The 23,310-nt window shown below is 33.5% G+C and carries 21 protein-coding genes; 9 read left to right on the forward strand and 12 right to left on the reverse strand.

Going from position 1 to position 23,310, the window contains the following annotated elements; all coding sequences use genetic code 11:
- Window positions 1–19: 19 nt before the first annotated feature.
- From AMQ68_RS11540 to AMQ68_RS11565, 6 genes are all read right to left on the reverse strand, one after another.
- Window positions 20–490, reverse strand: a complete 471-nt coding sequence (locus tag AMQ68_RS11540; protein ID WP_054510789.1) for a hypothetical protein — start codon at window positions 488–490, stop codon at window positions 20–22.
- A 3-nt stretch (window positions 491–493) separates the two neighbouring features.
- Window positions 494–1,150, reverse strand: coding sequence for a GDSL-type esterase/lipase family protein (locus tag AMQ68_RS11545; RefSeq protein ID WP_054510790.1), 657 nt, complete (start codon window positions 1,148–1,150; stop codon window positions 494–496).
- Between the two features lie 71 nt (window positions 1,151–1,221).
- Window positions 1,222–1,686: a lipocalin family protein gene (locus tag AMQ68_RS11550; protein ID WP_054510791.1), complete on the reverse strand. Its 465-nt coding sequence runs from the start codon at window positions 1,684–1,686 to the stop codon at window positions 1,222–1,224.
- 228 nt (window positions 1,687–1,914) lie between these two features.
- Window positions 1,915–3,078, reverse strand: a complete 1,164-nt coding sequence (locus AMQ68_RS11555; protein ID WP_054510792.1) for an iron-containing alcohol dehydrogenase — start codon at window positions 3,076–3,078, stop codon at window positions 1,915–1,917.
- A gap of 673 nt (window positions 3,079–3,751) precedes the next feature.
- Window positions 3,752–4,333 (reverse strand): hypothetical protein, encoded by a 582-nt coding sequence (locus tag AMQ68_RS11560; RefSeq protein ID WP_054510793.1) that lies wholly within the window; start codon window positions 4,331–4,333, stop codon window positions 3,752–3,754.
- A 63-nt stretch (window positions 4,334–4,396) separates the two neighbouring features.
- Window positions 4,397–4,801, reverse strand: coding sequence for a hypothetical protein (locus AMQ68_RS11565; protein WP_054510794.1), 405 nt, complete (start codon window positions 4,799–4,801; stop codon window positions 4,397–4,399).
- A gap of 325 nt (window positions 4,802–5,126) precedes the next feature.
- Here AMQ68_RS11565 and AMQ68_RS11570 point away from each other — a divergent pair, with 325 nt between their 5' ends.
- The 3 genes from AMQ68_RS11570 (at window position 5,127) to AMQ68_RS11580 (ending at window position 9,543) form a co-directional block, all read left to right on the forward strand.
- Entirely contained in the window at window positions 5,127–7,661 is a 2,535-nt protein-coding gene (locus tag AMQ68_RS11570; RefSeq protein ID WP_054510795.1) for a phosphoenolpyruvate carboxylase, read from the forward strand.
- A gap of 10 nt (window positions 7,662–7,671) precedes the next feature.
- Window positions 7,672–8,427, forward strand: a complete 756-nt coding sequence (locus tag AMQ68_RS11575; protein WP_054510796.1) for a hypothetical protein — start codon at window positions 7,672–7,674, stop codon at window positions 8,425–8,427.
- Window positions 8,428–8,628: 201 nt separating this feature from the next.
- Complete coding sequence (locus AMQ68_RS11580) at window positions 8,629–9,543, forward strand: alpha/beta hydrolase (protein WP_054510797.1); 915 nt, start codon at window positions 8,629–8,631, stop codon at window positions 9,541–9,543.
- A gap of 39 nt (window positions 9,544–9,582) precedes the next feature.
- Here AMQ68_RS11580 and AMQ68_RS11585 read toward each other — a convergent pair whose 3' ends face one another.
- Window positions 9,583–11,196 carry a S8/S53 family peptidase gene (locus tag AMQ68_RS11585; RefSeq protein ID WP_054510798.1) on the reverse strand — a complete coding sequence of 538 codons (1,614 nt, stop codon included), beginning with the start codon at window positions 11,194–11,196 and terminating at the stop codon, window positions 9,583–9,585.
- An 86-nt stretch (window positions 11,197–11,282) separates the two neighbouring features.
- On the opposite strand from AMQ68_RS11585, the gene AMQ68_RS11590 reads away from it, so the two are divergent.
- The 4 genes from AMQ68_RS11590 to AMQ68_RS11605 all read left to right on the forward strand — a co-directional run bounded on the left by AMQ68_RS11590 (window position 11,283) and on the right by AMQ68_RS11605 (window position 14,460).
- Window positions 11,283–12,407 (forward strand): DegT/DnrJ/EryC1/StrS aminotransferase family protein, encoded by a 1,125-nt coding sequence (locus tag AMQ68_RS11590; protein WP_054510799.1) that lies wholly within the window; start codon window positions 11,283–11,285, stop codon window positions 12,405–12,407.
- A gap of 1 nt (window position 12,408) precedes the next feature.
- Window positions 12,409–12,861, forward strand: a complete 453-nt coding sequence (locus tag AMQ68_RS11595; RefSeq protein WP_054510800.1) for a hypothetical protein — start codon at window positions 12,409–12,411, stop codon at window positions 12,859–12,861.
- 17 nt (window positions 12,862–12,878) lie between these two features.
- Complete coding sequence (gene galE / locus AMQ68_RS11600; RefSeq protein WP_054510801.1) at window positions 12,879–13,901, forward strand: UDP-glucose 4-epimerase GalE; 1,023 nt, start codon at window positions 12,879–12,881, stop codon at window positions 13,899–13,901.
- 121 nt (window positions 13,902–14,022) lie between these two features.
- Window positions 14,023–14,460 carry an adenylyltransferase/cytidyltransferase family protein gene (locus AMQ68_RS11605; protein WP_054510802.1) on the forward strand — a complete coding sequence of 146 codons (438 nt, stop codon included), beginning with the start codon at window positions 14,023–14,025 and terminating at the stop codon, window positions 14,458–14,460.
- Between the two features lie 51 nt (window positions 14,461–14,511).
- Here the strand turns inward: AMQ68_RS11605 and AMQ68_RS11610 are convergent, their stop codons facing one another.
- The 5 genes from AMQ68_RS11610 to pnuC all read right to left on the reverse strand — a co-directional run bounded on the left by AMQ68_RS11610 (window position 14,512) and on the right by pnuC (window position 20,504).
- Window positions 14,512–17,064, reverse strand: coding sequence for a TonB-dependent receptor (locus tag AMQ68_RS11610; RefSeq protein WP_054510803.1), 2,553 nt, complete (start codon window positions 17,062–17,064; stop codon window positions 14,512–14,514).
- Window positions 17,065–17,231: 167 nt separating this feature from the next.
- Complete coding sequence (gene mltG / locus AMQ68_RS11615; RefSeq protein ID WP_054510804.1) at window positions 17,232–18,257, reverse strand: endolytic transglycosylase MltG; 1,026 nt, start codon at window positions 18,255–18,257, stop codon at window positions 17,232–17,234.
- A gap of 31 nt (window positions 18,258–18,288) precedes the next feature.
- On the reverse strand, window positions 18,289–19,056 hold the full coding sequence (gene dapF, locus AMQ68_RS11620) for a diaminopimelate epimerase (protein WP_054510805.1): 768 nt from the start codon (window positions 19,054–19,056) through the stop codon (window positions 18,289–18,291).
- A 93-nt stretch (window positions 19,057–19,149) separates the two neighbouring features.
- Window positions 19,150–19,830, reverse strand: coding sequence for a hypothetical protein (locus AMQ68_RS11625; protein WP_054510806.1), 681 nt, complete (start codon window positions 19,828–19,830; stop codon window positions 19,150–19,152).
- Window positions 19,827–20,504 carry a nicotinamide riboside transporter PnuC gene (gene pnuC, locus AMQ68_RS11630; protein WP_054510807.1) on the reverse strand — a complete coding sequence of 226 codons (678 nt, stop codon included), beginning with the start codon at window positions 20,502–20,504 and terminating at the stop codon, window positions 19,827–19,829. The genes AMQ68_RS11625 and pnuC overlap by 4 nt, the downstream gene beginning before the upstream one ends.
- Before the next feature lie 167 nt (window positions 20,505–20,671).
- On the opposite strand from pnuC, the gene AMQ68_RS11635 reads away from it, so the two are divergent.
- Window positions 20,672–22,189 (forward strand): amino acid permease, encoded by a 1,518-nt coding sequence (locus AMQ68_RS11635; RefSeq protein WP_054510808.1) that lies wholly within the window; start codon window positions 20,672–20,674, stop codon window positions 22,187–22,189.
- 61 nt (window positions 22,190–22,250) lie between these two features.
- Window positions 22,251–23,261: a hypothetical protein gene (locus AMQ68_RS11640; protein WP_054510809.1), complete on the forward strand. Its 1,011-nt coding sequence runs from the start codon at window positions 22,251–22,253 to the stop codon at window positions 23,259–23,261.
- Window positions 23,262–23,310: the final 49 nt, after the last annotated feature.

The raw sequence follows: 23,310 nt of genomic DNA on the forward strand, positions 1-23,310 counted from the left end.
TATTTAGTAAGAGAAAATTTTAATTCTCATCATCTTCATCTAAGAAATTGAGTTCATCATCTCGTTGAATATAATCTGGGGAAATCCCTGGAGGATTAAATAAACCCCAATCATCAACGATATAATGCTTTGGATTAAATCCGGCTACCCAATCTATAAATAAAAGCCGAAAGTCTTCTACTAAAGTTCTGATGATTTTGTAATATTTAGCATCAGAAAACCCAAACATTTCGAGGGAATTACCACTTACCATAATATCTCTGGCAGCTTTTCTGATAATTGCAGCATTTTCCATTTTTAGATCATACAATTTTACAGCCTCTGCACCACAAATTTTTGCTTGAATAACCATAATATCTTCAAGCAGGTTTGATTTAAGACTTTGTAAATAATCATTTTCTTCGGGAAATAGGTCTGTAATAATTCTTAATGTTTTATCTATTTCCTTTGCTTTTTTATAAATAGCTAGATGATTTGTATGTTCGTTCATGGGTTATTTCATATAAGGATTCATCACCTTCGCCCAGATCTGATATCCTTCCGGAGTTATATGCAGCATATCTTCCACAAAAAGATCTTTTCTTACTTTTCCGGAAGCATCTTCCATTGCTTTGGTGATATCAATGAATTCTGCATTCTTTTCTTTCTTCATGAAAGCCGCGATTTGTTGATTCGTTTCTTTCATTTGAGGCCAAAGATTTTCTCTACTTGGCGAGTATTTTATTGAAATATAATCAACCTCAATATTAGGAAACTTCTCACGGATTTTTTTGTAGAACGTTTTGTATCGGTTGACAACCTCTTTTACTTTTAATTGAGGATTGTCTGCAAAATCATTGTCACCGCAATAGATGATAATCTGCTTGGGTTGATAAGGAGCAAGAAGATCTTGAGCATAGTAATTAAGATCTGTTAATTTAGAGCCTCCAAAACCTCTGTTAATAATTGTTTTACTCGGGAAATACTCGGCAACATCGGTCCATTTTGTGAAAGACGAGCTTCCTACTAAAAGGATAGCATCTTTGGGAGGTGCATTTTCCTGATCTAGTTTTTTGAAATTTTGAATGTCTTGCCAGAACATCGGCTTTTTTTCTTGCGAAAAGAAAAAGGCAAAGGCCAGCAATAGAAATGCTGATAACATCTTCTTCATTTTTAAATAATTTTTAGTTAATTAAATTTCTTTTTCATAAAAAACTCCCGACAGAATCGAGAGTTTGTATTTTATCTTTTATAAGTAATGTATGATAAATCCTTTACACCATCCCCGTTATAATCTATGGTACTCGGAACTTCCAGTAGTTTCAATTCTGAGCTGGAAAGAACGATTACTCTGTAGCTTATTTTAGTATTGTCATCGTAGGTTACTACCATGTCTTTGGTGTCTGCATCATAAGTAAATTTACCATCATGTTTAGACGTGATTTGACAATCAGCTCCCACACCTCCATATTCAGTGTAAGATGTGAAAAAATCTGTTCTAAAAAGAGTAGTATTTTTTACTTCACACCCTGAAGGAGTATCACTATAAAGTACCGTTTTATTGTCTTTTCCAGAAATGATTTCTGATTTACTGTTTTTCCATTCTCCTCTTAGAGTGTCTAGGTCATATCCCAGAACATCATCATCATCTTTACAAGAAGAAAGTGCTAAAGCAGAAAAGGCAAATAAAAGTAGTTGTTTTTTCATTTTCACAAATTTAAGAATATGCTAAAATATAAATAAATTTGAAATATTTGTAATGAAATTAAGCTTTTTTAAACGAATGTTTGTAAAAAATATAATTTGAGGGAAGGATTTAGGGCTTAGGTTTTAGAAATTATTTTTTTTAAATGAAATTAATCGTAAAATTTTCATTTAAAATGATTCCCAATATTAAAACCTAACCCCTAATTCCTATTATCTAATCCCTTGATTTTAATAACTCATTTCTACAATCTTGTAGGCATCCTGAGGAGTCAGTTTTTTATGCTCGCCCAGGCCAACCCATTTTCTTTCTGTAAAAGCTTTTTCCACTCTTTCGGCAGTTCCTTTATAGTCTTCTGTATATTCTGAAAGTTTGGTTTTAATATCCAGGCTATGGAAAAACTCTTCCATTTTTTTAATTCCTAATTCAGCTTTTTCTTCAAGAGTTCCTTCTGTGATTCCCCAAACTCTTTCCGCATATTGCGCTAATTTTCCTTTTTTAGAGTCAAAATTATAACGGTAATGAGATGGTGCAATCACGGCTAATGTTCTTGCGTGGTCAATTCCGTAATAGGCTGTTAATTCGTGTCCCATAGCATGAACTGCCCAGTCTGTAATTACTCCTTTCTGAATTAAACCGTTCAATGCCATTGTGCAGCACCACATAAAGTTTCCTGCTGCATCATAATCGAAATGGTCTGCTAAAACTTTAGGAGCAGTTTCCTGTAAACTGATCAGGATGCTTTCTGCAATTCTTTCCTGTAGATCAGCAGAAGACGGAGCTGTCATGTATTGTTCTAAAACGTGAGTGTAAGCATCTGTTAATCCGTTAACGATTTGTCTTTTTGGAATAGATCTTACCACTTCCGGATCTAAAACAGAGAATTCAGGGAAAAGTCCGGGACCACCTGATGATAATTTTTCATTCGTTTCTCTTCTTGAGATCACGTATCCTGAATTCATTTCAGAACCTGTTGCAGGCAATGTTAAGATAGAACCGAAAGGCATTCCTTCTCCTTCAAAAGTTCTAACAGGTTTTGTTAAAATTTCCCAAGGCTCTCCTTCATAATTGGCAGCAGCCGAAAGGAATTTTGTTCCATCAATCACAGAACCTCCACCAACAGCTAAAAGATAAGTAATGTTTTTTTCTTTAATTACTTTTAAAGCTTCTACTAAAACTTCATATTCAGGATTGGCAGGAACTCCACCGAATTCATGTACATCATGAGCTTTTAAAGCTTCTTTTACTTGGTCGTAAACACCATTGCTTTTGATGCTTCCGCCACCGTAGATCATTAATATTTTAGCATCTTGAGGAATTTCTCTTGAGATTTTAGCGATCTCACCTTTCCCGAAAAGTATTTTTGTTGGATTCTTAAATTCGAAATTAAGCATTGTTCTTAAATTTTTTTGTAGATCAAATTTACGCAATGCAAAGTGAAAACAGAGTTAAGAAAGGTTTAAAATTCGTATGATTGTGTTTAATTAAAACTATTGAAATTTGATGTATTTATTAATATCATGTAATCAATAACATGCGCACTGTCATTCAGAACGGAGCAAAGCGAAGTGAAGAATCTCAACTTAATATTCTTAATTACTTCATCCAAGCTTAGAATCTGTTTAAATTTCTAAATTTTATTTTTTGTATACGCTTCAAATCTTTATCTAAATCATATTCATTAATGATTTTTTGATTAAAAAAGATAATATACTGATGACGTGTTTCTCTAACGCAAAGCTTTAGCTTCATTATGCCTATTTTCAGGGAGCAAAGGATAGAATCAACAAAGTTGATTCGTTGAAGCGTATGGATATGCCTACAGCTTCATCAGCGACGAAGTCGCATCACTTTGCCCACTTAAAATAAAGCAAAATTATTCATCAACTTTGCGTTAATGTTTTTAATCAAAAAATAATTTCAAACATGACCTATTGAGTTTTGTTGGTTAAAGTATTTGGTAGTTAGGTGTATAGAGATTTCTGAGTGGAATTTAGAGAGGCTCTAATGGTTAAAATTAAAACATATTAGATTCTTCCTTCGTCAGAATGACAAACGCAGTCTAAATTAGTAAACGCCATTACTTTTCGCTTCCAATTTCCCTGTTTTTCTATTAACCTTCACTAAAAACGATTCTTTTTGAGTAGCATTTTTCTGTTTTGAAATATACATCGAAATATATTGGTCATCCGTTTTATAAGAGCCACCTAATGGATTTGTGGAGTCAAATGTAAAACCATACGTTTTGGCAATGAGAAGGGCTTCCGGTAAGTTGTCGACAGATCCTATGAAATCTCTTAATTGTTGTTCATTATTAAAATATTCAGTCCTGTTGTTTTTACAGGCTAAAATATAGGAGAAACAATCACTCGTTGTACATTGCTGAAAGAAACCTTTTTCCGGAACAGGATCGTTGAGTGTCATAAAGTCGGGCATCTGACTTTCGTAGATGATCGATTTATCAGGATCAAGATCTTCGATATTGCGAAGAACGGACCAGTATTGATATTTTTTATCGGGCTTGATAAAAGGGTAGAGAAGATCTGTATTGTCTAATATTTCGGGGATTTTTTTGTAATCCGCAGAAACTGTTTTTTGCGAGAATAATAAACCTGGTAGTAAAAAAGAAATGATTAAAATAATTTTCATAATTATTATTTTATGGAATGAGATATTACGCCTGATAAGGCCCTTTTTTAATACGAGCTATTTTTATTCCAACACAATTTTATAGTATCCTTTTTCATCTTTTACATCAATACCAATTCCTTTAAATGTTAATTTATTAATCTGGTAACCATCACAACCTCCTTTGAATTCAGAGGATTGAATTGAAAAATTGAAATTTTTAACATTAGAATAGAAAATATAATTTTTTGTACCATTATAAGCACCCACATTTTCTAAAATGACCTTGTCGTCTGATGTTTTGGTAAGTTGTATACCCGCTTGATTTTCTTCACTCACTGAAAAATTACTAAGCGTTCCGTTCGTGATCAGATTTTCATCATTGGCATTAACGAATTCAAAAGCGATCGTTTGAGGAGCGTTATAGCAATCGTCCCCACAGGCTGTAAAAACAAAAGCTACAAAAAGGAATAGAATTATCTTTTTCATGAGATGCTGATTAATTTTGAAGAAAGGTAAAATTAATCATTAATGTGTTGTATTCAAAATTATTATAAATTTAAGTTATTTGTGCAATCGATGTATAAATATTATACTTACAGGTAAGTTATATGTCATTTTTGTATGAAAGATCTTTTTTGTAGTGATCATCACAAGAAATGAAAACAAATGATAAGAAAAAAAGTATTGTTATTTTATATATTTAATTAAAATTATAATTACAAATTTAATTGATGATTTAAAAAAAATATTTAATCGAAATTAAAACAATAAGATAATTATAAATTAAACCAAAATCCATTACATTTGTTATATGATACACGACCAACGCGCAGAAAAATTCAGGCAGATCGTGGAAAATAAATTCCAGATCTACAACTCGTTATTTATGAGTTTGCCTTATGATAAGATGACAAATATCGGGATGTTGCTTCCGTTTTTGTATGAAGAAAGTAAGAACGGCTACGAAGCAGGAAAGACTCCTGAAGAGATTGTCGAAGATTTCTTTAAAAGCCATACAGATCTACAATCGGAGGAGCAAAAAACCGAGCTTCTTTTTAAAATTATTCAATATATTGAAAGGCAGGTTGTTTTGTTTGACAGTATCGAAGATGCAGCTTTCCCAAGTTTGCATTCAGAAAGTGACAGCGGAACGGTAACCAATCTTTTTGAGCGTTCTCTTCAAGATCATAAACTGGAGAAAGTGCGTGAAAAGTTAAAAGATTTTACGGTAAAAGTTGTTTTTACAGCCCACCCAACGCAGTTTTATCCGAGTTCGGTTCAGAGAATTATTCAGGATTTAAGAACGGCAATTACAACAGATTCGGTAACCAATATTGATACCTTGCTTCAACAGTTAGGAAAAACACCTTTCGTTAATAAAGAAAAACCTACTCCAATTGACGAAGCATTAAGTATTATTTCGTATTTGAGATATGTGTATTACGACACGATTGGTGAACTGTTTACAAAAATCAGAAAGACTTTTGGGAATGATCATTTTCACCTTCATGAAGATATTATTCAGCTAGGTTTCTGGCCTGGTGGAGACAGAGATGGAAATCCTTTTGTGACCGCTGATGTTACGAAAAGAGTATCAGAGGAACTTCGTTCAGCTATTTTAAAATCGTATTACAGCCACTTAAAATTTATCAGAAGGAGATTAAGTTTTAGAGGTGTTTCAGAAGTTTTACAGCAATTGAATGATGAGTTATATGGTGCTATTTTCAATAATGAAAAGATTACTACAGAAGATATTTTGAAAAAAACCAATGAAGCAGAAAAGATCTTGGTAGAACATCATAATTCTCTGTTTTTGGAGCTTTTACTGAACTTTAGAGATCGTGTTAAAATCTTCGGAACTCACTTTGCAACCTTGGATGTTCGACAAGACAGTAGAATTCACCAACAGGTAATTAATGAAGTGTACGCTAAAGTTTACGGCGCAGAGGAAGCGAGTAATGAGGAGAAGTTTAAACGATTAATTGAAATTTCAGAGAAAGTAAATACTGATGATTTTGAAGGAATTGTAAAAGATACTTTATTGACGGTTTCTCAAATCACCGGAATTCAACAATCAAACGGATTGAGAGGAATGAATCGCTATATTATTTCTAATTCTGATGCCGTAAAAGATGTGATGAATGTGTATGCATTTTTCAAAGTTTGCGGTTACAAAGATGAAGAGATTGATATGGATATTGTTCCCCTTTTCGAAACCATGGAAGGTCTTGCGAATGCTGAAAATGTAATGAATGAGCTGTACCAAAATCCTATTTATAAAAAGCATTTGGTGAAAAGAGGAAATCAGCAAACGATCATGCTTGGTTTCTCAGACGGTACAAAAGACGGTGGATATTTAAAAGCCAATTGGGAGATTTATAAAGCAAAAGAAATCCTAACTAAACTGTCTGAAGAAAGCGGAATTAAAGTGGTATTCTTTGATGGTAGAGGCGGACCTCCCGCAAGAGGTGGTGGGAAAACCCATGATTTCTACGCTTCACAAGGAAATACAATTGCGAATAATAAGATCGAATTAACCATTCAGGGGCAAACGATCACAAGTATTTTTGGAAATAAAGAACAGGCAAAATACAACTTCGAACAGTTGTTAACAGCTGGCGTTGAAAATGATGTTTTCAAGAATTCTAAAAAAGATTTAACAGGGAAAGAGAGAAAACTGATCATTGAATTGGCAGATATTAGTTATAAAAAATATTCAGATCTAAAGGCACATCCTATGTTCGTTCCGTATTTGCAGGAAATGAGTACACTGGAATATTACGGTAAAACAAATATCGGAAGCCGCCCATCAAAACGTGGAGGCGACAGCGAATTGAGATTTGAGGATCTAAGAGCGATACCGTTTGTGGGATCATGGTCTCAATTGAAACAAAATGTGCCGGGATTCTTCGGATTCGGATTTGCGATGGAAGAAATGAAAAAGCAAGGAAGATTTGAAGAGGTAAGAGATTTATACAAAGGTTCAGACTTCTTTAAAACTTTAGTTTTAAACTCGATGATGAGTATGAATAAGTCTTATTTCCCCTTAACATATTACATTAAAAGCAATCCAAAATTCGGAGCTTTCTGGAATGTTCTTTTTGAAGAATATAACCTTTCAAAAGATATTATGCTGGAATTGACAGGATTTAAACTACTTCAGGAAGAAGATCCTTTATCAAGAAAATCGGTAAAAATTCGTGAAAAAATTGTTCTTCCATTATTAAGCATTCAGCAATATGCTTTAATGAAAATTCAAAAAGGAGAAGGCAATAAAGAAGCGTATGAAAAATTGGTAACGCGTTCGTTGTTTGGAAATATTAATGCGAGTAGGAATTCGGCATAATTAAGGTCTGATGAAAAAGAGTTTTCTTATAGCAATGTTCACATTTTTAGCATTGTCGAGTTGTAAAAAAGAAGAAAAAGCTAAACCCATTTCTGAGAAAAATGAGGTAATTGCTACAACTAATCCAACTGAAAATGAAGAGGTAGTAAAGGTTGATCGCATAACAAAGAAAAATCCGAAAGATTTTATCCCAAAAGGCTTTGTGTTTTTTGAGGAAGTTTACGGAGATCTGAATAAAGATGGACTGAAAGACTGTATTTTAATTATCAAAGGAACTGATAAAGATAAATTTGTTGTAGATGAAAGCCGTGGAAAATTAGATCGTAATCGTAGAGGAATTATTGTTCTTTTTAAAACTAAAAATAATGAGTATGAATTAATTACTGAAAATAACACCTGCTTCTCTTCTGAAAATGAAGAAGGCGGAGCGTATTATGCTCCCGAATTGATGGTGTATGAGGAAAAGGGTAATTTATTTGTTCATTATGCTCATGGCAGGTATGGATATTGGAAATATACGTTTAGATTAAAAGATTCCGATTTTCAGCTTATTGGTTATGATTCAAGTGATAATACCGGACCACGAATTAATAATGAAACCAGTATTAACTATTTAACGAGGAAAAGGCAGGATAAAACAAATACAAATAACGATGCAGAAAGCGGAGATGAAATATTTGAAGAAAAGTGGAGCACAATTAAAGTGCAAAAGCCTATCATGCTTTCTGAAATTAAAGATTCTGATGAACTAGACAGTTCTGTTTAAAATACAAGCCTCTCCATTCGAGAGGCTTTGTTTATTGTTAACCTCTGTAACCTAAATGTTTAGTGGGTAATGTCGGACCTAACCGAGAAGAGACCTTTTAATTAAATGATATTTCGTCACAAAATAAAAAATAAGATTCTTCGTTTCCTATTTCAACTATTCCATTTTCGGATAGATTTTTATCAATTAAACTAATAAAAAATGAAGCTTAAATTTTTAATCGCCCTTTTTATTCCTCTTTCTACCCAAGTATTTTCTCAGAAACCTGAAAAAATAACTTTTAAAGACACTGAAAACTTTTATTATAAAATTCTACCCGAAGGAAAACCTGCCGGAATGATCATTGTTTTACCGGGAGGAGGTGAAACACCGGAACGAGTGATGAATCAGATCTATTTGGATGAGCTGGCTTTTGATAAAAATTTAATCGTCCTATTTCCGGGATTTGAAGATGGTAATTTTACAATGACAATTGAACAGAAGTTCTTAGACAGAATTGCAAAGGATATTGTTGAAAAATATCATATTTCGAAAGATAAAATTGCTATTGGAGGACTTTCTTACGGAGGAATGCTGGGAATAAAATATGCTGAAATGGCAGTAAGAGATAAAAATACATATTTTACACCAAGGGTTGTTTTTGCATTAGATCCACCACTTGATTATGAAAAAAAGTATCATCAGCTTCAGAGGGATATAGAAAGGAATTTTTCTGAGGTAGCGGTCAATGAAGCTAAATATTTAAATAAAGAAATGGTTGATGCCATCGGATATCCGGATAAAAATAAAGCGAACTACATTAAAGAATCTATGTTTTTATACAGCGAAAAAGATGGAGGAAATGCAAAATATTTGATGAATATTCCTTTACTCATGTATACTGAGCCCGGAATTATGTGGCAAATGAATAACCGAGGAAGAGATTTGTACGACACCAACTGCATCAGCATTACTGCGATGATGAATTTGCTGAAATTGAAAGGGCATAAAAATGCAGATTTAGTAATTGTAAATGATAGAGGAATACGACCTGAAGGATTTAGACACCCGCACTCTTGGAGCATCATGGATTCTGAAGAATGCCTGAATTGGATATTAAAACATTTTAATCAATAAAAAAGAGCTGCTTAATGAGTTAGGCAGCTCTTTTTGAATTTATTCTTTTATGAATTTTTCGTAATACATTTTATCTTTCGTCTGAATTTTTAGATAATAGGTTCCTTTTGGGAAATCTTCAACTTTGATAGATTTTTGATTGTTGCTTTTAGTAATCAATCTTCCTAAATTATCATAGACTTCCAACGAGAGAACATTACTTTCTGAAGCAATATTCAAGATGCTTTTTACAGGGTTTGGGAAAATAGCAACTTGTTTTTGTTTTACAATTTCGGAGGTATTTAATGTTCCGCTATAGAAACTTCCAAAATTTAAAATTCCATATCCCATTTGATCGGTGTGGCTGGGAGATAGGGATGCGGTTTGTCTTAATTTATTCCTCATTTGATCTCTGTTCATCGTAGGAAATGCCTGAAGTAAACAGGCAACTCCTCCTGCGGCAATCGGTGTGGCAATTGAGGTTCCTGAAATCACTGCTGTAGAATTGTTATTAACAGTGAACGCGGCACTTCCTCTGGTACTTCCGTCAGGTTTAACAGCTCCAACAGAATTGGGACCATACGATGAAAACCCTGAAGAATCTCCTGCAGAATCAACTGATCCAATGGAGAAAACTTTAGCATTGTCAGCGGGTGTTGTTATATAATGCCATGCCTGCTGTCCAGAGTTTCCTGCAGCGGCAAGAATGAAGATTCCTTTGTTAACAGCTATTTCAGAACCTCTTGCGATAAAAGAAGTTGTTCCGTTCATATTCGCATAGGTATAATTGTATCTTGAATCATCAAATGTGTTGTACCCAAGCGAAGTTGTAATAAGATCAACACCTTTTCTGTCGGCTTCCTCGGCAGCTTCGATCCAATAAATTTCCTCTTCAGGAATTTCAACGGTTGCATTTTCACTTCGATACAAATAAAAATCGGCATCGGGCGCAGAGCCTACAAAAGTATTTTCGATAAATCCTCCAATAGCTCCCAAAACGACTGTCCCATGAGCATTTAAGGAAGGATTGTAAATGTCGGTACTTTTTGCAGCAAAATCATAACCGCCTTTGATTTGATTATTGGTCCATAATCGTGCATATGCCGAACCAGTATTTACGGTCGGAAAACCACTGTCAATCACGGCAATCGTAACTCCAGTTCCTGTATAGCCCGCAAGGTGAAGTTGCCTTAGGTTGATCTGGTCAATTTGGTCAGACCCTGAACCATAATCAAAGGTTGTTAATGTTTTATTGGTAGAGTTCGTTGAATTTACATCCGCCCATTTATTAACATTTGGTGTTTTAGGAATGCCAGATGAGTTTCTTGCAAAACTTTCTACGGAGCCAACGTAAGGCTGAGCCTGAAGAGTCGTAATTTGTGCAGGAGTAGCATTTACGGCAACTCCATTCAGCCATTTAGAATAATCCGTTACGGTAAATCCCAGATTTTGAATATTTTGAATGTATAATTGTTCAATAGGAGCATCCTGATCATTCAGTGAAATTCCTAATGCTGTACGTCTGTTGAGGGACTTTTGTGTTAGTTCTGATAACGGATTGGCGTAAAATGCGGCCTTATTCGGTTTGTCATTAAAATAAACAAAAACGAGCTGTGTTTGTGCAAAAACGGTGGAGTAACCCGTTAAAATACAAAAGAGTAAAAGTTTTTTCATGTATTTATTTTGTATAAAGATAAAACAAAATCAATAAAATTTTTGACAGGATTTTAAATTCCTTATTTTTACACAAATATTTATTTATGAAAAGAATTCAGATGGTTGACTTACAAAGTCAGTATTACAAAATAAAGAATGATGTAGATAATGCAGTTTTAAATGTAATGGATTCGGCGGCTTTTATCAACGGCCCTGAGGTAAAGTCTTTCCAGAATGAATTGGAGTCTTATTTAGACGTAAATCATGTGATCCCTTGTGCTAACGGAACCGATGCTTTACAGATTGCTTTGATGGCTTTAGACCTGAAAGAAGGGGATGAGGTGATCACGGCTGATTTTACTTTTGCAGCTACTGTAGAGGTTATTCATTTGCTTAAACTTAAATCTGTTTTGGTAGATGTAGATTACGATACCTTCACGATTTCAACAGAACAAATCAGAAAAGCAATCACTCCAAAAACAAAAGCAATCATTCCTGTACATATTTTCGGACAATGTGCGAATATGGAAGAGATTTTAAAAATTGCTGAAGAGCATAATTTATATGTGATTGAAGATAATGCACAGGCAATTGGTGCAGAATTTACTTTCTCAGACGGAACAGTAAAGCAAGCAGGAACAATGTCTACGGTAGGAACAACTTCGTTCTTCCCTTCAAAAAACCTTGGATGCTACGGAGATGGTGGTGCAATTTGTACTAACAATGATGATTTAGCGCACCGTTTAAGAGGCATCGTTAATCACGGAATGTACGAAAGATATTACCATGATGAGGTTGGAGTGAACTCTCGTTTAGACAGTATTCAGGCTGCCATTTTAAGAAAAAAACTTCCTAATTTGGATTCTTACAACGAGTCCAGAAGAAAAGCAGCTGATTATTATGACGAAGCTTTTGCAGGAAATGAAAATATTTTGACTCCAAAAAGAGCAGAAAACTCTACCCACGTATTCCACCAATACACGTTGAGAATTTTAAATGGAAAACGTAATGATCTTCAAAAATTCTTAACTGAAAAAGAAATTCCTGCCATGATTTATTATCCTGTGGCGTTGAGAAAACAAAAAGCATATTTCCAGGAAAGCAATGATGCAGATTTTGTGAATACAGATAAGTTGTTGGATCAGGTTATTTCGCTTCCGATGCATACAGAATTAGATGAAGAACAGTTGAAGTATATTACGGATGCTGTGTTGGAATTTATGGGATAACATGAAAAAAAGACTATTTAAATATAAAAGCATTAAAATATTAGTTCTAATACTAGGATTTGTGATGTTTTTAGTATTTGGTTTTGGAACTTATGATACTTATAATCTTTTTCAAAGTAAATCAGAAGGGATTACAGCTGGAGAATATTTTGCTCTAGGTGTCATTACTTTTATCTTTACATTGAATTGTATAAGTTTAATAATGATTTTTATAAAATCATCAAAAAGTATTGTAATTCTTAATATATTGTATAGTCTTGTTATATTATTGTTTTTAGCTTCGATACTTACAAGAGAATTTGATGGTTTAGAAGATAATATTCCATTATCAGATTACTTAATAATTGCTGGACTTATTTGTATTGTTATTTCTTTTATTTTTTTAGTAAATAAATTAAAATATAAAGAAGTTCAATATGAAAATATGGAATTTATAGGGCAAAAAGAAGAATAAAAATTTATTACAAAAAAATGGCAATACTCGTAACGGGAGGTCTTGGATATATTGGTTCACATACAGTTGTAGAACTTTTAAATAACAATTTTGAAGTTGTTATTGTAGATGATTTATCCAATTCTGAAAAATTTATTTTAAAAAATATTGAGGAAATTACAGGTAAAAAGCCTGCTTTTTATCCTTTTGACTTAAAGAGAAAGGAGCTTTTAACCCAAGTTTTTGATGCGTATTCTATTGAGGGTTGTATCAATTTTGCGGCCTATAAAGCAGTTGGAGAAAGCCAGGAAAAGCCTATTGATTATTATGAAAATAATCTGTTTTCTTTAATCAATATCCTTCAGGAATTTAAAACAAGAGGGCTGTCTAATTTTATTTTCAGTTCGTCTTGTACAGTTTATGGTCAGGCAGATGAAATGCCAATTGACGAGAATACACCTCTTAAAATGCCTGAAAGTGTTTATGGGAAGACAAAGCAAATGGGTGAAGAAATTTTAATCGATTTCGCAAAAGCATATCACAGAAAAATCTCTTTGTTGAGGTATTTCAATCCAATCGGAGCGCATCCATCTTCAAAATTAGGAGAATTGCCAATTGGTGTTCCTAATAACTTGGTTCCTTATGTGATGCAAACTGCGGCTGGAATTCGTGAAAAACTAAGTGTTTGGGGTGATGATTATCCAACGGTAGACGGAACAGCAGTTCGTGATTACATTTATGTTGTAGATTTGGCTAAAGCACATGTTGCCGCTTTAAAAAGATTAATAAATGATGAGTCTGAAGATTCTAAGATTGATATTTATAACTTGGGAACAGGAAAAGGATCATCCGTTTTAGAAGTTGTAAAAGCTTTTGAAACAGCAAATAATGTAGAAGTACCTTACAAAATTTGTGATAGGAGAGAAGGTGATATTACAGTTGCTTACGCCAATGCCAATAAAGCAGAAAAAGAACTGAATTGGAAAGCTGAAACAAGTTTGGAAGAAGCCTTAAGAACGACTTGGGACTGGCAAAAATATTTAAATTCAAGAAATAACTAGACTTTTATTTATCATTAAATTAAAAAATAACCTAAAATTAAAATAATACTTTTTCTGAATTTATGAGTTCTTATCCCTTCTTAAAAGAACTTTTAACTCAGCGAAATGTTAAATACACATTATGAAAACAGAAAGAATAGGCATTACATTTTCTTCATTTGATTTACTGCATGCCGGTCACATTAAAATGTTAGAAGAAGCAAAAACAGTTTGCGACTATTTAATCGTTGGTCTTCAGATCGACCCATCACATGATCGTCCGACTAAAAATAAACCAACACAAACCATTGTTGAGCGTTATATTCAGTTGAAAGCAGTAAATGCTGTGGACGAAATTATTCCTTACTATACAGAACAGGATTTAGAAGATATTCTAAAATCTTTTGTAATTGATGTAAGAATCATTGGTGATGATTATATAGACAAAGACTTTACAGGTAAGAAGTACTGCGAAGAAAAAGGCATCGAAATTTTTTATAATAAAAGAGATCATAGGTTTTCCTCCAGTGATTTAAGAAAAAGAATTTTTGAAGCTGAAATCGCAAAAACTCAAAAATAAAAAAATCCCGAAATAATTTTATTTCGGGATTTTTTGTAATTATATCTTGTATTACATTGGACCTTGTTCATCTCCACCTGTAGCATTGGCGTTGACGTCTTTTTTCCTTTTTGGTTGTTCTACTTTTTCTCCTTGTTTGAATCTGTATGTCAGAGAAACGGAAAATTGTCTTGGCTGCCATTGCATGTAAGAATCTCTCACACTATTTGCTGTATAAGTTGTAGATCTCATAGCTCTGGTATTGAAAATATCCTGAACGTTAAAAGCTAAAGTACCATCTCCTTTCCAGATAGTTTTTGAAGCACCAAAGCTTATGGCATACATATCTTTTCTGTCCTGATAAGCTGTTTTTTGTGCGCCTCTATAAAACCCTTGTACTTGAAAGCTGAATGTCTTGTCAACTTTAACTGTTGAAGAAAGTCTTGCTCTTGTTGAGAAACCTTTACCATTAAAGTCAGCAACAGCTTGAATAGGGTTTCCATCCTTATCAAAAGTATCATATAAAGTACTTCCTTTTGTATTATATCCAAATACATCTACATTTCCTAAGAATTTTAGCCAACTTGTTGCGTCCCAATTGAAATTTAAATCTAAACCGAAACGATCATCAGTACCCAAGTTAATAGGTTTTGTGTGAGATTCTATACGCTTTGGAATAATAATATCTCCCTTGTCGTCTGTCGCTAAGATATTATATACCAACATTTTTGTGTCATCAGTCTGGTGTCTGTAGTATAAAGTAGGATTTAGTGTAAATTTCTTTTTAGAGATACTATATCCAAATTCAAAAGAGTCAACATAAGAAGGATTTAGATCTATATTTCCGTCAAAGATATTTTGATTATCATTATAGTTCGGGTTAGGAATCATAAAGAATGATCTTGGGCGGTCTATTCTTCTGGTATAGTTTAATAGAAGTTGGTTGTCTTTTGCAAATTCATAACTTAAGTAAACACTAGGAAATAAATTATTGTAATTTTTCGTGGTTACAACTGAATTTTTCTTGGGATCAAGACTTAGATAATTGATGTCTACATTCGACAATTCATCTCTTACGCCTACCTGATAACCTAATTTGCCTATTTTACTTTTGAATTGCAAATAAAAAGCATTGAACGTTTCTTTATATGTTGCATCATAAGTATATGGCTTAAGGAAATCTAATGGCTTTGTTGAGGTGCTTTCGCGGACATCATTACTGTAATCATTTGTATTGATATCAATTCTGTATCCTGCTTCTAATTTTGAACTTTCACCAATAGGCAACTCATAATCAACCTTACCAATAACAGATTTGTTGATTGTACTTTGATTGATGAAATCTTTCAAATCATTAATGCTATCATCAATATTGGTATCATTGTATGATCGGCTTCTTTGTAAGCTTAATGATAATGATAAATTTTGCCCTTTGTCATCAAATTTATGATCTAATCCAAAATCACCCTGAAAAGCCAGATTGTTATTTGTACCGAATGTACTTCTGTTTGATGTATAAAAAGGATTTTTAAGAGGAGTATAACTATAATCAATATTACCGAAATTTTCACTGTCAAATGTTCTTACGGTGCCGGATGCATTTACCGATGTTTTTTCATTTATGTCGTATACTATTCCGGCAGAAGCATTATAATTATTGTTTTTACTTTTAGTTTCAGAGTTGGTATTTCTTTGTACTAAATCATCATCTAATATAGCATTGTTGAAATAATCATCATTTCTATTGGTGTTTTTCGATTCTCTATAGCCACCGCCACCATTAAGAAACCATGTGAAGTTTCCTTTTCTCCAATTAAGGTTGGTGTTAAGGTTTGTTTGAGGAAGATATCCTAAAGTTCCTACAACACTTCCATTAAAACCTGTTTTTTTGCTTTTCTTTAAAATAATATTTAAAATACCAGCAGTTCCACTTGCTTCAAATTTTGAAGAGGGATTGGTAATAACCTCAATTTTTTCAATTTGATCAGCCGGAATACTTTGTAAAGCATTAGCTCCGTCATCAATTCCTAAAAGAGCAGACGGTTTACCATTGATCAAAAATTTCACATTGCTGCTCCCTCTCATAGATACAGTTCCATCAGTATCCACTGAAACGGAAGGAACGTTAGTAAGTACATCTTGAAGATTTCCTCCTTTACTCACAATATCCTGAGATGGATCATACGTTCTCTTATCCAATTCTACTTTATAAGGTTTTGTAGAAGGAGCCGTAAGTACAATACCCTCAATATCTTTAGTCTTGACATTTGTCGAACTCTTTTCAGCTTCTATAGATAAAGCCCCTATATTTCCTGCTGAAGTAATTTGTTTGTTGATGACAACTTTCTTGTAGTCGATTGCTTCAATGATAATATCGTAATTCCCGGGAGTAAGGTCTAGCTTATACTGTCCCTTTTCGTCAGTAAGGGTAGCATCACTGAATAATTTATTTGTTTTATTACTGAAAGTCACTGAAGCATAAGGAACAGGCTGGTTACTTTTATTAACCACCGTCCCTGAAATACCTGCTTTTTCCTGTCCAAAGGCGAACGCTGCCGCCGATAGCACAAAAGTAAGCCCTAAAGTTCTTTTTGTGAAAATGTTGATAATTTCCGTCTGATTCATAAGGTATTGTTTGTGTAAAATCGTGAAAAATCTTTCTTAATATTATGAAATTGTTAATTGTATACATTTCAATATATTAAGGTTAATTTATTATTTATAAAGTATATGTCGTTTTTTAAACCTAAATGTTAATTGTTAGATTGTTAAAATAAAGTTAAATTTATTTCTTATTTTATATTTTTTGAATTCAGCCAGTCTTGGTACGCTTTTGCATTAATGGCATGCTCTTCCGCACTTGCTGTGAATTTATGATATCCAAATCTGGCAGGGTCTGCACACATAAAGATAAAGTTGTTGTTTTCTGCATTCAGAACAGCATCAACAGAATTTTTATCTACCACACAAATTGGTCCCGGTGGAATTCCTTTATTGGCATAGGTATTATAAGGAGATGGAGTAGATAGGTATTTATAGAAAACCCTTTTGATGGGATTTTTAAAATTAGACTGTATATTCATGGCGTAAATTACCGTTGGGTCAGATTGTAGTTTCATTCCTTTTCTGTAACGGTTTAAATACAATCCTGCGATTGTTTTCATTTCATCCTTTTTACCTCCGGATTCTTTATAAACTATAGAAGCTAATGCATAAATTTGATCTCTTGTTAAACCCGACTGCTGCTCTTTAGCTTTTCTTTCGCTATTCCAGAAGTCGTTGTACTGACTTTCGAATTTGGTAAAGAACTCTTTTGGTGTTACTGTCCAGAAAAAGTTATACGTATCAATAAAGAAATATTTCTTTAAATCTTCTGCGCTGTTATAGCCTTTTTCTGTTGCGATCTTATTAAAATCATTCACGAACTGTAAAGAATCAAGCTCTGTTTTCTTGGTGACTTTACCAACCATTTGATACACATCTCCAAAATCACCAATTCTAAAAGTATTTTCAGCTTGATTTCCGGCCTTAATCATATTGACTAAGTTGGTATTCCCTGTTCCCATTTGGATGTGGTAACGACCTGCTTTTAAAGATTTGTCAAGATCTTTATCTTTAGACACAGCTTCAAAAGATTCTTTGTTTTTAATATACGGCGCAATAGAATCTAATACTTGTTTAAAACTTGCATTATGGGGAATCAAAAGATATCCTTCTTTTTCTACGTTGTTTGCGTAATATGTATTATAAAATCTAAAACCAAAAAATCCTGCCACCACGATAATGAGCAGAATGATAATGAGAATAGCTTTTTTCATTATTAAAATTGATTAAAAGTTTTTTGTTTTTTTAAATAAGATCTACTTTTCCTCTGAAAACCTGTTTTGCAGGACCTTCTAGCCATATATTCTGAAAAGAATCTCCATTTTTTTCAGCATAAACTTTAAGGTTTCCTCCTAAAGTTTTAACTTTTACAGAGATTAGATTGTGTTTTTGTAGAAAAGTTAAAGCAGAAGCTGTAACTCCTGTTCCGCAACTGAAAGTTTCGTCCTCAACACCTCGTTCATAGGTTCTTACAAAGATTTCATTATCCGTAATTTTTTCAATAAAATTTACGTTGATCCCTTTTTCTTTATAATTTTCAGAATTTCTGATGCCATTTCCTTCTGCGAAAACATTGTAATTCACCAAATCTTCAACATATTTTACATAATGAGGCGAACCCGTATTCATCACAGTATCTTCTCCGTCATTAGAAATGGTTTCTACATCAATCATCTTTAGTTTGATGATTCCGTTATGGATTTCTGCTTCATGTTCTCCATCAATAGCAATGAATTTACATTTGTCCTCAAAAATATCAAGAAAAAAAGCAAAGGCCACCAAACATCTCCCGCCGTTTCCACACATGGTACTTTCTCCACCATCAGAATTATAGTACATCATTTTAAAATCAAAACCGTCTTCATTTTCTAATAAAATAAGACCATCAGCGCCAATTCCAAAACGTCTGTCGCATAATTTCTCAATAGTTTTTTTGTCTTTAGGAAACTGTAGATCACGATTGTCGATCATTACAAAATCATTCCCTGTCCCTTGATATTTATAAAATTCCATACTTTCTTTGTCTAAAAATAAACACGCAAAATTAATATATTTAAAATGAAAAACGAACAGTGTTAGCTGTTCGTTTCCTTATTTATAATTGTTTTATCTAAATCCGCCACCGCTTGATTGTCTGGTTGGAGTACTGCTTGGCTGAGGACTGCTGCTTTGTGAGCCAGAGCTGTTTCTGAATCCGCCACTGTTGCTGTCATTTCTGAACCCACCATTGTTGTTATTTTGTGGTGCTGGGGCAGTTTGTTGCTGATTTCTAAAGCCTCCGCTATTGTTATTGTTCGTTGCGGGTGGGGTTGTGTTTCTGAAACCTCCACTATTGTTTTGGTTACTACCGGAATTTGAATTTCTGAAACCTCCACTGTTGTTTTGGCTGTTTCCAGAGTTTGAATTTCTGAATCCTCCGTTGTTGTTATTTCCGTTGTTTCTAAATCCGTCTCCTCTATTTGAATTCGAATTTGAGTTTGGGAAACCGTTATTAGGTCTTTGTGTAGTCGTTGTATTTCTTCTTTCTACGTACACTTTTCTTCTGTTACTTCCGTAATAATAAGGTACACCACCATCATAATAGTAATTGATATCATTTCTGTAATAATATCCGTCATTACCATAATATCCGCCACCGCCATAATAGCCTTGTGGAGCATAATAATTACCATTGTTGTAATATGGGTCTCCGTAGCCATTATTTGCATATCCGTCTGAATAAGCAAGACAAGATGTTAAACTTGTTATAACGAAAATACTGAACGTTATTTTTAATAAATTTTTCATGACTTTATGATACTTTTTTCTTTAAAACTTTTTTTCCAACTGACGTATCCTAAGATCGCCATTATAGTAAATACCAAATATTGAACCGAAGTGATACCTAGACCCTTAAAAATCATCATTGGCATGCAAATAAAATCTCCGACGATCCAAAATATCCAGTTTTCAATGCGTTGTTTGGCCATAAACCACATCCCCACCAAGAATATTGAAGTAGTGACTACATCCAGCCAATTGGCCCAATCCAGATGATACAAACCTAAGTGGGTTCCTTTCATTGAGAATTGATTATCGATATAAGGTTTATAATAATATATAATGGTAACGAATACTAAACTTATAATAAAAAGAACACTTGCAAAGATCCATTCTTTTTTTGTGGCCCAAGTTACATCAACATGAATATGATCTTTAGAATTTTTCGACCATAAGATCCACCCGTAAATACTCATAGCGGTATAGTATACATTGATCATACAATCTCCGAATAAACCGAAGTTGAAAAGAATGTACACATAAATTAAAGTAGAAATAATTCCGGTAGGATAAACCCAAATGTTTTTTTTAATGGAAAAATAAACACTCAGAATTCCAAAAATAGTTCCGCTAACTTCTAATAGAATTTGTAAATCTGTATAGCTCTCATACGGTTTTACGAAAAGATCGTATAAATTCATGCGGCCAAAAATAAGCAAAAAATAAGAATTTATGAAAAATGATTTGGATTATATGTAAATCAGTTTTTTATGTTTCTAAATTTAATTTTAATGACGAAAGTTTATCAATAAACGTTGAGGTTCCTTATTTTTTTTATATTTTCGTAAATCTTTATAAATAGTAAAATATGTCTAAAATTTGGGTTAAAAAGCCACTAAGTGCCTATGAGGCAGATATGCGAAAAAGTGAGCTGAAAAAAGTTCTTGGTAAATGGAGCTTGACGGCAATAGGAGTTGGGGCTATCATTGGCGGTGGAATATTTGTTCTTACCGGAACCGGAGCTTATTATCATGCAGGCCCGGCACTTGCTATTTCTTTTATAGTAGCAGGTATTGCTTGTATTTTTGCAGCCTTGTGTTATGCAGAGTTTGCTTCTATTATTCCTGTTGAAGGTTCTGCATATGCTTATGCGTACGGAACGGTAGGTGAAATATTTGCATGGGCAATGGGCTGGTGTCTTATTTTAGAGTATGCCATGGCGAGTATGGCTGTTTCGGTCAGTTGGTCCGGATATTTTACCAAATTTTTGAAAATCTTTGGAATTCATTTGCCTTCTTATCTTACATCAGATCCTGCAAGTTATACAGGAGAGGGCTTTTCTATGAACTTACCTGCATTTATCCTTGTTTTGCTGATTACCGCATTGTTGGTGAAAGGAACTAAGGAAGCAGCAAGTGCAAATAACCTTATTGTTGTTATGAAGACTTGTGCGGTTGTTTTTGTAATTATAGCAGGAGCTTACATCATTTTTTCTAGTTCTGATCTTTATACGGCTGCGGATGGTGTTAAAAACTGGAAACCTTTTATCCCAGATCAAACATTAATTAAAAATTCTGAAGGAGAAATGGTCTCCGCGTATGGAGTTAAGGGAATTATTTCGGGAGCAGCGGCAATCTTTTTTGCTTATATCGGTTTCGATGCTGTTTCTACTCAAGCTGGAGAAGCTATTAATCCTAAAAAAGATGTACCATTTGCTATTATTACTTCGTTATTAGTATGTACAGCTTTATATATTTGTGTATCTCTTGTATTAACAGGAATGATTCATTATTCTGATTTTAATCCTGAAGGAAAGTTTCCAGATGCTATTAAAGCTCCGGTAGCGTATGCTTTTGAGATTGCAGGAAAACATTGGGCGAGTAACATTGTAACAATTGCTGCTACTGTAGGATTGATTTCTGTAGTAATGGTAATGATGATGGGGCAGTCTAGAATTTTTATCGGAATGGCAAAAGACGGATTGATTCCTAAATTCTTTGGTGATCTTCATCCAAAAACAAAAACACCTTATAAAGGAATTATTTTATTGGGATTTGTAGTAGCTTTCATTGCTGCGTTGACGCCTATTTCTACATTAGCAGATATGACGAGTTTTGGAACTCTGTTTGCGTTTACCCTAGTTTGTATTGCAGTTTGGGTAATGAGAAAAAGAGAACCTAACTTAGCAAGACCTTTCAAGGTTCCTGCTTATAAAATAATTGTTGCATTGGGAGTACTTATCAATGTATATTTAATAATGAACCTAAGCACGCATGCGTTGGAGCTTTCAGGTATTTGGTTATTATTAGGAGGCTTGGTGTATGTATTGTACGGAAGATCTAATGGTAAACTAAACAATCCTGAAAAATATCAGGACAATGACTAATATGATAAAATAATGATTAATATATAACCCGCTTTTGCGGGTTATTTTTATTTTTGCCTCTATGAAAAAGCTTTTACCATTTTTATTTTCCTTGTTAGGAATATGCTCATTTTCTCAACAAGTAGAAAGTCTGACAACCATTTTAAATGATAAAATAAGCATTCGTGCATTAGAACTTTACGATGGGAAGGTCTGGTATAGCGGAACCGATTCAAAGTTTGGTTTTGTTGATTTAAAGGATCCTAAAGATCAAAAACAGATTAAATTATCTGAAAAGAAACTTCAGTTTAGAACATTGGCTCAGAATAAAGAGTCTTTTTTTGCCATTAATATTGAAAGTCCGGCTTACTTTTTTAAGATCGATAAGAAAGATTTGACCTACAAGATTGTACATACAGACACTGCAAAAACTGCATTTTATGATGCTTTTCACTTTGTAAATAAAAAACGGGCTTTTACATTCAGTGATACGGATGATAATAGATTGAAGTTGATGATGTATAAAGATGGGCAATGGAGTTTTTTTGAGAATAAACTGAAATTAAATCAAGGGGAAGCCGCATTTGCAGCCAGTAATACTAATATTGCTTCAACTCAAAATTACTTATGGATTGCAACAGGTGGAAAAGCTTCGCGAATTTTAAGATTACATTTTAAAAATGAAAAATTGGAGATATTTAATACACCATTTATCCAAGGAGAATCTTCTCAGGGAATGTATTCAATAGATTTTGCGAATGATAAATTCGGAGTTGCGGTTGGTGGAGATTATACCAAACAAGAAGCTAACGTTAACAATATTGCCACAACAAATGATGGTGGAGAAACATGGCAAATTCAGGCTTCCGGAAAAAATGCAGGTTACACCACTTGTGTGAAGATTAAACCAAACTCTAAAGGGAAAGAACTCATTTCAGTTGGTGATCAACACATCAGTTATTCTTCAGACTTCGGAAAAAATTGGAAGAAAATTTCTGATGAAAAAGGATTTTTTGTTTGCGAATGGGTGGATGGAAATACAGTCGTTCTCGCTGGAAAAGATAAAATCTCTTTGTTAAAATTAAAATTTTAGTTAGATAAAGTATTGATGAATCAAATCACAGTGACATTATTAATCAATG

It is taken from the genome of Chryseobacterium sp. ERMR1:04, assembly GCF_001297705.1.
GTDB lineage: Bacteria > Bacteroidota > Bacteroidia > Flavobacteriales > Weeksellaceae > Chryseobacterium.

Bases quoted from the DNA above. Each gene is read 5' to 3' on its own strand.
- AMQ68_RS11575 (WP_054510796.1), top strand. From the start codon at position 7,672: ATGAAAAAGAGTTTTCTTATAGCAATGTTCACATTTTTAGCATTGTCG.
- AMQ68_RS11640 (WP_054510809.1), top strand. From the start codon at position 22,251: ATGAAAAAGCTTTTACCATTTTTATTTTCCTTGTTAGGAATATGCTCA.
- AMQ68_RS11635 (WP_054510808.1), top strand. From the start codon at position 20,672: ATGTCTAAAATTTGGGTTAAAAAGCCACTAAGTGCCTATGAGGCAGAT.
- dapF (WP_054510805.1), bottom strand. From the start codon at position 19,056: ATGGAATTTTATAAATATCAAGGGACAGGGAATGATTTTGTAATGATC.
- AMQ68_RS11560 (WP_054510793.1), bottom strand. From the start codon at position 4,333: ATGAAAATTATTTTAATCATTTCTTTTTTACTACCAGGTTTATTATTC.
- AMQ68_RS11555 (WP_054510792.1), bottom strand. From the start codon at position 3,078: ATGCTTAATTTCGAATTTAAGAATCCAACAAAAATACTTTTCGGGAAA.
- galE (WP_054510801.1), top strand. From the start codon at position 12,879: ATGGCAATACTCGTAACGGGAGGTCTTGGATATATTGGTTCACATACA.
- AMQ68_RS11605 (WP_054510802.1), top strand. From the start codon at position 14,023: ATGAAAACAGAAAGAATAGGCATTACATTTTCTTCATTTGATTTACTG.
- AMQ68_RS11550 (WP_054510791.1), bottom strand. From the start codon at position 1,686: ATGAAAAAACAACTACTTTTATTTGCCTTTTCTGCTTTAGCACTTTCT.
- AMQ68_RS11580 (WP_054510797.1), top strand. From the start codon at position 8,629: ATGAAGCTTAAATTTTTAATCGCCCTTTTTATTCCTCTTTCTACCCAA.
- AMQ68_RS11595 (WP_054510800.1), top strand. From the start codon at position 12,409: ATGAAAAAAAGACTATTTAAATATAAAAGCATTAAAATATTAGTTCTA.
- AMQ68_RS11565 (WP_054510794.1), bottom strand. From the start codon at position 4,801: ATGAAAAAGATAATTCTATTCCTTTTTGTAGCTTTTGTTTTTACAGCC.
- AMQ68_RS11610 (WP_054510803.1), bottom strand. From the start codon at position 17,064: ATGAATCAGACGGAAATTATCAACATTTTCACAAAAAGAACTTTAGGG.
- AMQ68_RS11590 (WP_054510799.1), top strand. From the start codon at position 11,283: ATGAAAAGAATTCAGATGGTTGACTTACAAAGTCAGTATTACAAAATA.
- AMQ68_RS11625 (WP_054510806.1), bottom strand. From the start codon at position 19,830: ATGAAAAATTTATTAAAAATAACGTTCAGTATTTTCGTTATAACAAGT.
- AMQ68_RS11585 (WP_054510798.1), bottom strand. From the start codon at position 11,196: ATGAAAAAACTTTTACTCTTTTGTATTTTAACGGGTTACTCCACCGTT.
- pnuC (WP_054510807.1), bottom strand. From the start codon at position 20,504: ATGAATTTATACGATCTTTTCGTAAAACCGTATGAGAGCTATACAGAT.
- mltG (WP_054510804.1), bottom strand. From the start codon at position 18,257: ATGAAAAAAGCTATTCTCATTATCATTCTGCTCATTATCGTGGTGGCA.
- AMQ68_RS11540 (WP_054510789.1), bottom strand. From the start codon at position 490: ATGAACGAACATACAAATCATCTAGCTATTTATAAAAAAGCAAAGGAA.
- AMQ68_RS11545 (WP_054510790.1), bottom strand. From the start codon at position 1,150: ATGAAGAAGATGTTATCAGCATTTCTATTGCTGGCCTTTGCCTTTTTC.
- AMQ68_RS11570 (WP_054510795.1), top strand. From the start codon at position 5,127: ATGATACACGACCAACGCGCAGAAAAATTCAGGCAGATCGTGGAAAAT.